The organism is Vibrio sp. RC2502 (assembly GCF_054850435.1).
In genome coordinates this window covers 3,122,831-3,135,635 of the sequence record NZ_CM141453.1, presented here as the reverse complement: position 1 = coordinate 3,135,635, position 12,805 = coordinate 3,122,831, and the positions used below count along the sequence as shown (strand labels likewise).

Sequence of the window (12,805 nt, the reverse complement as noted above, 5' to 3'; positions counted from 1 at the left end):
TTTGGTTCTTTGAACTGTCTCCTAGTTCGAAATGAATTAAGACCCAGTCTCCGTCCAAGACCGTAGGTGTCTGCCTAACCGTTGACTTAATTATCCTACGTAGATGGTGCCCGAACTGACAGAAAGCTCTATGTAAATAGTTAACTTTCTTCTGGGAATGCACCTCAATAGCTCTCACTGTCGTGATGATAGTGAGTGGTGTAACGACAACCAGGAGTAAATCCAAGATGGCTTTAAACCTTCAAGACAAAAAAGCAATTGTTGCTGAAGTCAACGAAGCTGCCAGTGGTGCACTTTCTGCAGTTGTAGCTGATTCTCGTGGCGTTGAAGTTGGCGCAATGACTTCTCTACGTAAACAAGCTCGTGAAGCTGGCGTTTACATGAAAGTCGTGCGTAACACTCTAGCACGTCGTGCGGTTCAGGGTACAGACTACGAGTGTCTAACTGACACTTTCACTGGTCCTACTCTAATCGCGTTCTCTAACGAGCACCCAGGTGCTGCAGCGCGTCTTTTCAAAGACTTCGCTAAAGAGAACAAAGACTTCGAGATCAAAGCTGCTGCATTTGAAGGCGCGCTAACTGACGCTGAAGTACTAGCGACACTACCAACTTACGACGAAGCAATCGCACGCCTAATGATGTGCATGAAAGAAGCTTCTGCTGGCAAGCTGGTTCGTACAATCGCTGCTATCCGCGATCAAAAAGAAGCTGCTTAATAAGCCTTGCTTTTTACTGGTTGCTTAATAAACTTATTGTTGACTTAAAAGAGAATTGTTATGTCTATTACTAACGAGCAAATCCTAGACGCAGTTGCAGAAATGTCTGTAATGCAAGTTGTTGAACTAATCGAAGCAATGGAAGAGAAATTCGGTGTTTCTGCTGCTGCTGCTGTTGTAGCTGGCGGCGCTGCTGCTGGTGCAGCTGTTGAAGAGCAAACTGAATTCGACGTAATCCTAGAATCTGCTGGCGGTAACAAAGTTGCTGTAATCAAAGCAGTACGTGGCGCAACTGGCCTAGGTCTTAAAGAAGCTAAAGCTCTTGTAGACGGCGCTCCAGCACCTCTTAAAGAAGGTGTTGACAAAGCAGAAGCTGACGCTCTTAAAGCTCAGCTAGAAGAAGCTGGTGCAACTGTTGCTGTTAAGTAATTATTGCATAGTTTCTTAGCCTAACGGCTAATTGGCTGGTGGTTTTTTAACCACCGGCCTTTTTGCGCTGTAGGGTATAGGCGAATTTTCCCGCTGTTTAAGCGCCTGATATCCATGCAAAAAACATTTCATTCTTTCGAAATGAAATGTCACTACAGTAAACAGCTATATTAGTCACTGTCCCTTACCCCCCTTAAGTAACTAGGAGTGGGCGGACAGTTTGGGTCACTTATCAGCGAGCTGAGGAACCCCATGGTTTACTCTTATACCGAGAAAAAGCGCATCCGTAAGGACTTTGGTACTCGTCCACAAGTTTTGGACATTCCATACCTGCTATCGATCCAGCTCGATTCGTTCGACAAATTTATCGAACAGGATCCTGAAGGTCAATACGGTCTTGAAGCTGCTTTCCGTTCTGTATTCCCGATTCAGAGCTACAACGGCAATTCTGAGCTGCAATACGTTAGCTACCGTCTTGGTGAGCCAGTTTTTGACGTTAAAGAATGTCAAATCCGCGGTGTAACTTACTCAAAGCCACTACGTGTAAAACTACGCCTAGTTATCTTTGATAAAGACGCGCCAGCAGGTACTGTAAAAGACATTAAAGAACAAGAAGTCTACATGGGTGAAATTCCACTCATGACAGACAATGGTACCTTCGTAATTAACGGTACCGAGAGGGTTATCGTATCCCAGCTGCACCGAAGCCCAGGCGTGTTCTTCGACAGCGATAAGGGTAAGACCCACTCTTCAGGTAAAGTTTTATACAACGCACGCGTTATTCCTTACCGTGGTTCGTGGCTTGATTTCGAGTTTGATCCTAAGGATAACTTGTACGTTCGTATCGACCGTCGTCGTAAGCTACCAGCATCGATCATCCTTCGTGCACTAGGTAAATCGACTGAAGAAATCCTAGATATCTTCTTCGAGAAAGTGAACTTCGAAGTGAAAGACCAAACTCTACTGATGGAGTTGGTTCCAGATCGTCTACGTGGTGAAACTGCGTCATTTGACATCGAATCGAATGGTAAAGTTTACGTAGAGCAAGGTCGTCGCGTTACAGCTCGTCATATCCGCCAACTAGAGAAAGATGGCGTTGATCACATCGAAGTACCAGTAGAGTACATCGTTGGTAAAGTTGCATCGAAAGATTACATCAACGAAGCAACAGGCGAGATCATTGTTAATGCTAACCAGGAAATCAGCCTGGAAGCGCTAGCGAACCTGTCTCAAGCTGGCCACAAAGCGCTAGAAGTTCTGTTTACGAACGATCTAGACCACGGTCCATTCATGTCAGAAACACTACGCATCGACAGCACTGTTGACCGTATTTCTGCATTGGTAGAAATCTACCGCATGATGCGCCCTGGTGAGCCACCAACAAAAGAAGCTGCAGAAGCACTATTCGAAAGCCTATTCTTCTCTGAAGAGCGTTACGATCTATCGACTGTTGGTCGTATGAAGTTTAACAGCTCTATCGATCGTGAAGATGCTCAAGAGCAAGGCACACTTGATGAAACAGATATCATCGAAGTGATGAAGAAGCTTATCGCGATCCGTAACGGTAAAGGCGAAGTGGACGATATCGACCACCTAGGTAACCGTCGTATCCGTTCTGTCGGCGAAATGGCTGAGAACCAGTTCCGTGTAGGTCTAGTTCGTGTTGAGCGTGCAGTTAAAGAACGTCTAAGCCTAGGCGACCTTGACGCTGTTATGCCTCAAGACCTGATCAACGCGAAACCAATTTCTGCGGCAGTTAAAGAATTCTTTGGCTCTTCACAGCTTTCACAGTTCATGGACCAAAACAACCCGTTATCAGAAGTAACGCACAAGCGTCGTATTTCTGCATTGGGTCCTGGCGGTCTAACTCGTGAACGTGCTGGCTTCGAAGTTCGAGACGTACACGTAACTCACTACGGCCGTCTATGTCCTATCGAAACGCCGGAAGGTCCAAACATCGGTCTGATCAACTCTCTATCTGCGTTTGCGCGTTGTAACGAGTACGGTTTCCTTGAGACGCCATACCGTCGCGTTGTAAATGGTGTTGTAACAGACGAAGTAGATTACCTATCTGCAATCGAAGAAGGCCAATTCGTTATCGCTCAGGCGAACGCTAAGCTAAACGAAGATGGTACTTTTGCAGATGAGCTGATCACAGCTCGTCAGAAAGGTGAATCTGGTCTACACCCTCGTGAGCACGCTCAGTACATGGACGTTGCGACAAACCAGGTTGTATCTATCGCTGCATCGCTTATCCCGTTCCTAGAACACGATGATGCGAACCGTGCATTGATGGGTGCGAACATGCAACGTCAGGCAGTTCCAACACTGAAAGCTGACAAACCGCTTGTTGGTACTGGTATCGAACGTAACGTAGCCGTTGACTCAGGTGTAACGGCTGTTGCGAAACGTGGTGGTGTAATCCAGTCAGTAGATGCTTCTCGTATCGTTGTTAAAGTGAACGAAGAAGAGCTAGTACCAGGTGAAGCTGGTATCGACATCTACAACCTGACTAAATACACACGTTCTAACCAGAACACATGTATTAACCAGCGCCCATGTGTGATGCCAGGTGAACCTGTAGCACGCGGTGACGTTCTTGCTGATGGTCCTTCAACAGACCTTGGTGAGCTAGCGCTTGGCCAAAACATGCGTATCGCGTTCATGCCTTGGAACGGTTACAACTTCGAAGACTCGATCTTAGTATCTGAGCGCGTAGTTCAAGAAGACCGCTTCACGACAATCCACATTCAAGAACTGACTTGTGTGGCGCGTGACACTAAGCTGGGCTCTGAAGAGATCACAGCGGATATTCCAAACGTAGGTGAATCTGCTCTGTCTAAACTAGACGAGTCAGGTATCGTTTACATTGGTGCTGAAGTTAAGGGTGGTGACATCCTAGTTGGTAAAGTAACACCTAAAGGTGAAACTCAGCTAACTCCTGAAGAGAAGCTACTACGTGCTATCTTCGGTGAAAAAGCATCTGACGTTAAAGATACTTCACTACGTGTACCTAACTCTGTTTCAGGTACGATCATCGACGTTCAAGTCTTCACTCGCGATGGCGTAGAGAAAGACAAGCGTGCGCTTGAAATCGAACAGATGCAGCTTAAAGAAGCGAAGAAAGACCTAACTGAAGAATTCCAGATTCTTGAGGGTGGCCTTCTAAACCGTGTTAAAGCTGTATTGATTGAAGGCGGTTACTCTGAAGCGAAACTAGACGCGACTGATCGTAAGAAGTGGCTAGAACTAACGCTAGAAGATGACTCACTACAAACTCAGCTTGAGCAACTTGCTGAGCAGTGGGACGAGCTAAAAGCTGACTTCGATAAGAAGTTCGAAACTAAGCGTCGCAAGATCACTCAAGGTGATGATCTAGCACCTGGCGTACTGAAGATCGTTAAGGTTTACCTAGCGGTTAAACGTCGCATTCAGCCTGGTGATAAGATGGCGGGTCGTCACGGTAACAAGGGTGTAATCTCTAAGATCAACCCTGTTGAAGACATGCCATACGATGAGAAAGGTCAGCCTGTAGACATCGTACTTAACCCACTGGGTGTACCTTCGCGTATGAACATCGGTCAGATCCTGGAAGTTCACTTAGGTCTGGCAGCGAAAGGTATCGGTGACAAGATCAACCAGATGGTTAAAGAGCAGCAAGAACTAGCGAAATTCCGCGAGTTCCTACAAAAAGTTTACGATCTAGGCGACACTCGCCAGAAAGTAGACATTGCTTCTCTATCTGATGATGAAGTACGTACTCTGATCAAGAACTTGCGTGGCGGTCTACCAATCGCGACACCTGTATTTGATGGTGCTCCAGAAGCATCAATCAAAGCACTTCTTGAGCTAGCAGACCTGCCAACATCTGGTCAGCTAACGCTGTTTGATGGTCGCACAGGTGATGCGTTTGAGCGTCCTGTAACTGTTGGTTACATGTACATGCTGAAACTGAACCACCTTGTTGATGACAAGATGCACGCACGTTCAACTGGTTCGTACAGCCTAGTAACTCAGCAACCACTAGGTGGTAAAGCTCAGTTCGGTGGTCAGCGTTTCGGTGAGATGGAAGTATGGGCACTAGAAGCATACGGTGCGGCTTACACTTTACAAGAAATGCTAACCGTTAAGTCAGATGACGTTAACGGCCGTACTAAGATGTACAAAAACATCGTAGACGGTAACCACAGCATGGAACCTGGCATGCCAGAATCGTTCAACGTATTGTTGAAAGAGATCCGCTCGCTAGGTATCAACATCGAGCTAGAAGACGAAGAGTAATCCCCACGGGATTATCGGTAGAAAGGTGCTCACTTTTGCGGGTGAGCTCCTTTTAACTCCTTACAGGAGCTGATTGTGAAAGACTTATTAAACTTTCTAAAAGCACAGCATAAGACCGAAGAATTTGATGCAATCAAAATCGGTCTATCTTCACCAGACATGATCCGTTCATGGTCTTTCGGTGAAGTTAAAAAACCTGAAACGATCAACTATCGTACGTTCAAACCTGAACGCGATGGTTTGTTCTGTGCGCGTATCTTTGGCCCAGTTAAAGACTACGAATGTCTTTGTGGCAAATACAAGCGCCTGAAGCACCGTGGTGTTATCTGTGAGAAGTGTGGTGTAGAAGTTACACAAACTAAAGTTCGTCGTGACCGTATGGGCCACATCGAGCTTGCTTCACCAGTAGCTCACATCTGGTTCCTAAAATCGCTACCGTCTCGTATCGGTCTACTAATGGATATCCCTCTACGTGATATCGAACGTGTTCTTTACTTCGAAATGTACGTAGTAACTGAACCGGGTATGACTGATCTAGAAAAAGGTCAGATGCTAACTGAAGAAGAGTATCTAGACCGTCTAGAAGAGTGGGGTGACGAGTTCACAGCTAAGATGGGTGCAGAAGCTATCAAGGACCTACTAGGTTCTATGGATATGCACGCTGAAGCTGAACAAATGCGCGAAGAGCTTGAGACTACAAACTCAGAAACTAAGCGTAAAAAAGTCACTAAGCGCCTTAAACTGGTAGAAGCGTTCATCGCATCGGGTAACAATCCAGAGTGGATGATCCTGACTGTACTTCCAGTACTTCCGCCAGATCTACGTCCTCTAGTACCACTAGATGGCGGTCGCTTTGCGACTTCTGATCTGAACGACCTATACCGTCGTGTGATCAACCGTAACAACCGTTTGAAGCGTCTTCTAGAGCTAGCGGCTCCGGACATCATCGTACGTAACGAAAAACGTATGCTGCAAGAGTCTGTTGATGCGCTACTAGATAACGGTCGTCGTGGTCGTGCGATCACAGGTTCTAACAAGCGTCCTCTGAAATCTCTTGCTGATATGATCAAGGGTAAACAAGGTCGTTTCCGTCAGAACCTTCTAGGTAAACGTGTAGACTACTCTGGCCGTTCTGTAATCACAGTAGGTCCATACCTTCGTCTGCACCAGTGTGGTCTTCCTAAGAAGATGGCACTTGAGCTATTCAAACCATTTATCTACAGCAAGCTAGAGACTCGTGGTCTTGCGACTACAATCAAAGCTGCGAAGAAAATGGTAGAGCGTGAAGAAGCGGTTGTTTGGGATATCCTAGACGAAGTAATCCGCGAACACCCAGTACTATTGAACCGTGCACCTACACTTCACCGTCTAGGTATCCAGGCGTTCGAACCAGTACTAATCGAAGGTAAAGCGATCCAGCTACACCCACTTGTTTGTGCGGCGTACAACGCGGACTTCGATGGTGACCAAATGGCGGTTCACGTACCTCTAACTCTAGAGGCACAGCTTGAAGCTCGTACTCTGATGATGTCGACAAACAACATTCTGTCGCCAGCGTCAGGTGATCCGATCATCGTACCTTCTCAGGACGTTGTATTGGGTCTGTACTACATGACTCGTGAAAAGATCAACGTGAAAGGTGAAGGCATGTACCTTTCTGGCCCAGCAGAGGCTGAGAAAGCATACCGCACTAAACAAGCTGAGCTTCACGCGCGCGTTAAAGTACGTATTACAGAGACAGTTGTAGACGAAGACGGCAACAGCACAACTGAGACCAAGATGGTAGATACCACTGTTGGTCGTGCAATGCTATGGCAAATCGTGCCAGCTGGTCTACCGTACAGCATCGTTAACCAAAAACTAGGTAAGAAGCAAATCTCTAACCTACTAAACGAGGCGTACCGTAAGCTAGGTCTGAAAGACACTGTAATCTTCGCTGACCAAATCATGTACACAGGTTTCGCTTACGCGGCACTTTCTGGTGTATCTGTTGGTATCGACGATATGGTTGTACCGCCAGCTAAGTACACTGAAATCGCAGAAGCGGAAGAAGAAGTACGTGAAATCCAGGAACAGTACCAATCAGGTCTTGTTACTGCCGGCGAACGCTACAACAAAGTGATCGATATCTGGGCATCGACCAACGACCGCGTTGCGAAAGCAATGATGGAAAACCTTTCATCTGAAACGGTAGTTAACCGTGAAGGCGAAGAGGAACAGCAAGAGTCATTCAACAGCATCTACATGATGGCGGACTCGGGCGCTCGTGGTTCTGCAGCACAGATTCGTCAGCTTGCCGGTATGCGTGGTCTGATGGCGCGTCCAGATGGTTCAATCATCGAAACGCCGATCACAGCGAACTTTAAAGAAGGTCTAAACGTACTTCAGTACTTTATCTCAACGCACGGTGCTCGTAAGGGTCTTGCGGATACGGCACTGAAAACAGCGAACTCGGGTTACCTAACTCGTCGTCTAGTAGACGTTGCTCAAGACGTTGTTGTAACTGAACATGACTGTGGCACTCACGAGGGTGTTGACATGATGCCTCACATCGAGGGTGGTGATGTTAAAGTTGCACTGTCTGAGCTAGCTCTAGGTCGTGTAGTTGCTGAAGACGTTCTAAAACCTGGTACTGAAGATGTTCTTATTCCACGTAACACCCTGATCGATGAGAAGTGGTGTCAAATCATGGAAGAGAACTCAGTAGACAGCATGAAAGTGCGCTCTGTAGTAACGTGTGATTCTGACTTCGGTTGTTGTGCACAGTGTTACGGTCGTGACCTAGCACGTGGTCACCTAGTGAACCAAGGTGAGGCAGTAGGTGTTATCGCTGCTCAGTCTATCGGTGAACCGGGTACACAGCTTACGATGCGTACGTTCCACATCGGTGGTGCGGCATCGACAGCAGCAGCAGAGAACAGTATCCAAGCGAAGAACAACGGTTCTGTTAAGCTTCACAACGCTAAGTTCGTAACAAACAAAGATGGCAAGCTAGTTATCACTTCTCGTGCATCTGAACTAACCATCATCGATGAGTTCGGCCGTACGAAAGAGAAACACAAACTGCCATACGGCTCGCTACTAAGCAAAGGCGACAACGACGCGGTTGAAGCTGGTGAAACAGTAGCGAACTGGGAAGCGCACACACTGCCAATCATCACTGAAGTAGCTGGTCGTATCCAGTTCGTAGATATGATTGATGGCGTAACAGTTTCTCGTCAAACAGATGACCTAACTGGTCTATCTTCAAGCGAAGTAACGGACGCAGCAGCTCGTCCAGCAGCAGGTAAAGATATGCGTCCAGCTATCAAACTTGTTGACGAGCAAGGTAACGACGTAATGATCCCTGGTACTGAAATGCCAGCTCACTACTTCCTACCTGGTAAAGCGATCGTGAACATTGAAGACGGCGCAGAAGTAGGTGTGGGTGATACGCTAGCACGTATTCCTCAGAAATCTGGCGGTAACAAAGATATCACCGGTGGTCTTCCACGCGTTGCTGACTTGTTCGAAGCTCGTAAGCCTAAAGAGCCTGCGATTCTTGCTGAACACACAGGTACGGTTAGCTTCGGTAAAGAGACCAAAGGTAAGCGTCGTCTAGTTATCACGCGTGATAGCGGTGAAGTTTACGAAGAGATGATTCCTAAGCATCGTCAGCTTAACGTGTTCGAAGGTGAGCGCGTTGAACGTGGTGATGTAATCGCTGATGGTCCAGAGTCTCCACATGACATTCTACGTCTACGTGGCGTACACGCAGTAACTCAGTACATCGCTAACGAAGTACAAGAAGTTTACCGTCTACAAGGCGTTAAGATTAACGATAAGCACATCGAGACTATCGTTCGTCAAATGCTACGTAAGTGTACAATTACTCACGCTGGTGACTCTGAGTTCCTACCTGGTGAGCAAGTTGAATACTCACAAGTTAAGATTGCTAACCGTAATCTAGAAGCTGAAGGCAAAGAGCCTGCACGTTTTGAACGTGAACTTCTAGGTATCACTAAAGCGTCTCTAGCGACTGAGTCGTTCATCTCTGCGGCATCGTTCCAGGAGACAACTCGCGTACTAACAGAAGCTGCGGTTTCTGGTAAGCGTGATGACCTACGTGGTCTGAAAGAGAACGTAATTGTTGGTCGTTTGATCCCAGCTGGTACTGGTTTCGCATACCACCAAGAGCGTCAGGCTAAACGTGCTGAAGCGCAAGAAGGTCCATCTGCTGAACAAGCAACAGATAACCTAGCAGCACTTCTAAACGCTGGCTTCTCTTCTGACGAGTAATCGTTAAGAGCTTAAAAGAAAAGGCACCTTCGGGTGCCTTTTTTGTATCTATTCACTTCACTCGGTTGTGAGGTACAAAAAAGGGCTGATATATAGTCATCAACCCTTTCACTCCTTTCTATTATCATTTATGCACCAGGAGGCATCGCAAGGCTATCCGCGATAAGCTGGATCAAATGGTCTTCTACTTCAAAGCGCGTTTCAATGATCTCTCCGATCAAAGACATATCGGAGTCGAAATCCTCTAACTCATCATCTTCTGTCACGTCTGAATACTTATCAGTGAAGTTTAACAACGGTTCTGTGGTTAGCACGATTTTGCCGTAAGTTTGGTTGATTTCGTTTGTTGCGACAAAGCCCGTGGCTTTCCACTTATCCATTACCATATCGTATATTTTGAAGTGGCCTTCGGAAATATAATCGACTAGGTGTTGGCAGAAGTTTTGTAGCTCGGAGGGAGAAGGAAGTTCTAGAACGTTGGATTTCGAACAAGGTTGCAGTGCTGCAAGCTTACAATATTCGACAATTAAGGATTGTCTCGTCTCTAACCAGTGATCAATGACATCACTTGAGCCACCCCACTGGTCTTGTGTTTGTTTGAATTTTTTTAGCATGACCATGCCCTCATGATCTGATCGCCGGCTGGCGAACGTATCCTTTGCAAAGCAAAGTTAGTAAAGTTATTACAAACTCTTGTCCTTACTAGAATTTATAGTTGCAAATATCGTTAAGAACAAACTCTAGTATGAAATTAGATTGCCAGTAAAATGAACGAACTTCAAGCAAAGGGATGGTGTAATGTTAAGAAAAGGTGATGTTAACCGTGTGGCAAATGCACACTGGTGTGTTGTTGCAGGAAGTGAAATTTGGCTGGTGGATGGTGCTGTGCCTTTTGGTAGTGCGGAGCAGTTCTCACTGCCAGAAGAGAATGCGAGGCAAATTGGTGACTATCTTGGTTCGCCAGTGATGTGGATTAATTTTGCAGATTTGGAGCAAGATCTCCCACTCGTTTCATTGCGCGACTGTCTACATTTCCCTGAACCGCTATTTATGCTGTTGAGCAAGGCTATCCAATATGGGCACATGACCCAAAGCTTACGCTTTTGTCCGCAATGTGGTGGGCGCAACTTTCTTAATAATAATCAATTTGCCATGCAATGCGGAGAGTGTCGTACTTTGCACTACCCGCGCATTTTCCCATGCATCATCGTTGCTGTGCGTAAAGAAAATCAGATTTTACTAGCGCAACACCCAAGGCATCGAAATGGCATGTACACCGTGATTGCGGGCTTTTTAGAGGCGGGAGAAACCTTAGAAGACTGTGTCGCGCGCGAAGTGCATGAAGAGACGGGCATTCACGTGAAAAACATTCGTTACTTTGGCAGTCAGCCTTGGGCCTTTCCATCCAGTATGATGATGGCGTTCCTCGCCGATTATGATTCTGGTGAGCTCAATCCGGATTATACGGAGTTATCCGATGCGCAATGGTTCGGTGTGAAAGAGATGCCACCAGTGGCACCAACAGGCACTATTGCAAGAGCGCTAATTGAGCAGACCGTTAGTGATATTCTTTCAGACTGAGATGCTGATCGTAAAGGAAGTAAAGGTTAAAAATTAATCATTTTTGAGACATCACTGTTGCTAGACTAGCTTGGTATGACGTTCTGTATTGATGGGTTTATAAATAATGGAGTATACCGAATGAAGTTGAAATCAGCGTTATGGCTAGGATTAGTATCGTGCACAATGGTAAGCATGTCGGCAAATGCAAGTATCGAAGTAAAAGCGAAGCGCATGTTGACAGAAAATACCATGACAGAAAATGTAACCAAGGTGCAGCAGGCTTGTGGTAATGAAGTACTAGAAACCAATATCGATTGGGCTCAGTGGGATAATTATGATTTTTCTGAAGCTCGACTTGATAAAGTAAAAACCACAGGTTGGTTAGGTGGCCTTATTAACTACATCTATGATGATATGGTGAAGTTGTGCACGACAACTGAGCACGCAGCTTTGTATAAAGAAGAGTTTCAAAAAGTTCAAAAAATCCAATTCGTAGGTCAAGATTCAGTGAATGCGAAAAAAGCAGGTTTCGCGTTAGATGAAGGTGGTAGCGTACTCAAAGTTGCCTTGAATCCAAATGCGGCTTACGACTCTTCAACGTTGAAGTACCTTAAGCAGGCATGGAACTAACACGATGAAGAAAACGTTATTGTCGTTATTCATGGTGTCCGTCAGCTTTGCCGTGGTCGGTGAAGAAGCTCGTTACACCATGGACGACTTAAAGGCATTGAACGGCTCTAAAAATTGGAATGAGCTATTAGCGCATGCGGAAGATATTCGTCCATCTCAACGTAATAGCGAGTGGGAAAGCCTAGTTCAAAATGCGGCGTTGGGAGCGTTTGAACACTATGTCGCATCTGGAGCAAAATATGATGCGATTGGTCTGGGTCAGCAGTTAATCCTATCTTACCCGTTTCTTTCTCAATCTAAGAGTTTTACTCAGCAGTTCTCGAAAGAGCTGGTGCCTGCAGCACAACCATGTATTCAATATGCGATAGAGGGATGTGTGGAAAATTATGGTCAGCTTCTTAGTACCTTGGCACCAAGCGCTGAGGTGAGTTACGAAGAAGGAACCAAAGTTTTCCAGAATGTCTCGAAGTCACTATCGGTTCCTTTTTTTGCAGCAGCAGTGCAGCAAGCTGAGAACTACTGTGCGGATGAAAACGTCGCAAATGCGTTGCTCTACACCTTGGATAGACCAAATAATACCAACTTCGCTTTGGCGAAAGAGGTTGCTACACAAAGGTGTGCTAACACCGCACTAACAAACTTTGAAAATTACATTATTGAGTCGCAAACCGTAAGAGAAGCTCTTTGCCCGACATATTTGTCTAAAGGACATGTAAAAGGGTTAATGAAAAAAGTTTGCCAGTCATAACTGCTCGTTCTTAAAGCCACCGCAAGGTGGCTTTTTAATTTATTGAAATTTAGGCAAAAAAAACCCTCCGAGAGGGAGGGGGTAAGTAAGATGTCGTTATGAGATGCTGAGTACCGAGTACTCAGTTTATAATTGTAGTTTTCGCTAGCGAACAAATTTT

Annotated in this window: 8 protein-coding genes; 7 read left to right on the top strand and 1 reads right to left on the bottom strand. The window is 46.0% G+C overall.

Features of this window, described 5'->3' with window-relative positions; all coding sequences use genetic code 11:
* Positions 1-227: 227 nt before the first annotated feature.
* The 4 genes from rplJ (at position 228) to rpoC (ending at position 9,704) form a co-directional block, all read left to right on the top strand.
* Positions 228-716, top strand: a complete 489-nt coding sequence (gene rplJ, locus ACYJZR_RS14580; protein ID WP_005481772.1) for a 50S ribosomal protein L10 — start codon at positions 228-230, stop codon at positions 714-716.
* Positions 717-776: 60 nt separating this feature from the next.
* A complete protein-coding gene (gene rplL / locus ACYJZR_RS14575; RefSeq protein ID WP_005466152.1) occupies positions 777-1,145 on the top strand; it encodes a 50S ribosomal protein L7/L12 in 369 nt (122 codons plus the stop codon).
* Positions 1,146-1,397: 252 nt separating this feature from the next.
* The gene (gene rpoB / locus ACYJZR_RS14570) at positions 1,398-5,426 is read left to right on the top strand and encodes a DNA-directed RNA polymerase subunit beta (protein WP_406966464.1); all 4,029 of its coding nucleotides are present in this window, start codon (positions 1,398-1,400) and stop codon (positions 5,424-5,426) included.
* A 75-nt stretch (positions 5,427-5,501) separates the two neighbouring features.
* Complete coding sequence (gene rpoC, locus ACYJZR_RS14565; protein ID WP_005456484.1) at positions 5,502-9,704, top strand: DNA-directed RNA polymerase subunit beta'; 4,203 nt, start codon at positions 5,502-5,504, stop codon at positions 9,702-9,704.
* A 128-nt stretch (positions 9,705-9,832) separates the two neighbouring features.
* Here rpoC and ACYJZR_RS14560 read toward each other — a convergent pair whose 3' ends face one another.
* Entirely contained in the window at positions 9,833-10,324 is a 492-nt protein-coding gene (locus ACYJZR_RS14560; protein ID WP_005497574.1) for an Rsd/AlgQ family anti-sigma factor, read from the bottom strand.
* A gap of 178 nt (positions 10,325-10,502) precedes the next feature.
* On the opposite strand from ACYJZR_RS14560, the gene nudC reads away from it, so the two are divergent.
* The 3 genes from nudC (at position 10,503) to ACYJZR_RS14545 (ending at position 12,645) form a co-directional block, all read left to right on the top strand.
* Entirely contained in the window at positions 10,503-11,285 is a 783-nt protein-coding gene (gene nudC, locus ACYJZR_RS14555) for an NAD(+) diphosphatase (protein ID WP_017449540.1), read from the top strand.
* 120 nt (positions 11,286-11,405) lie between these two features.
* On the top strand, positions 11,406-11,897 hold the full coding sequence (locus tag ACYJZR_RS14550; RefSeq protein ID WP_015297455.1) for a hypothetical protein: 492 nt from the start codon (positions 11,406-11,408) through the stop codon (positions 11,895-11,897).
* Positions 11,898-11,901: 4 nt separating this feature from the next.
* Entirely contained in the window at positions 11,902-12,645 is a 744-nt protein-coding gene (locus ACYJZR_RS14545) for a hypothetical protein (protein WP_140267099.1), read from the top strand.
* Positions 12,646-12,805 lie beyond the last annotated feature (160 nt).

Coding starts and splice junctions, on each gene's coding strand:
- rplJ (WP_005481772.1), top strand. CDS start 228: ATGGCTTTAAACCTTCAAGACAAAAAAGCAATTGTTGCTGAAGTCAAC.
- rplL (WP_005466152.1), top strand. CDS start 777: ATGTCTATTACTAACGAGCAAATCCTAGACGCAGTTGCAGAAATGTCT.
- rpoB (WP_406966464.1), top strand. CDS start 1,398: ATGGTTTACTCTTATACCGAGAAAAAGCGCATCCGTAAGGACTTTGGT.
- ACYJZR_RS14560 (WP_005497574.1), bottom strand. CDS start 10,324: ATGGTCATGCTAAAAAAATTCAAACAAACACAAGACCAGTGGGGTGGC.
- nudC (WP_017449540.1), top strand. CDS start 10,503: ATGTTAAGAAAAGGTGATGTTAACCGTGTGGCAAATGCACACTGGTGT.
- ACYJZR_RS14550 (WP_015297455.1), top strand. CDS start 11,406: ATGAAGTTGAAATCAGCGTTATGGCTAGGATTAGTATCGTGCACAATG.
- ACYJZR_RS14545 (WP_140267099.1), top strand. CDS start 11,902: ATGAAGAAAACGTTATTGTCGTTATTCATGGTGTCCGTCAGCTTTGCC.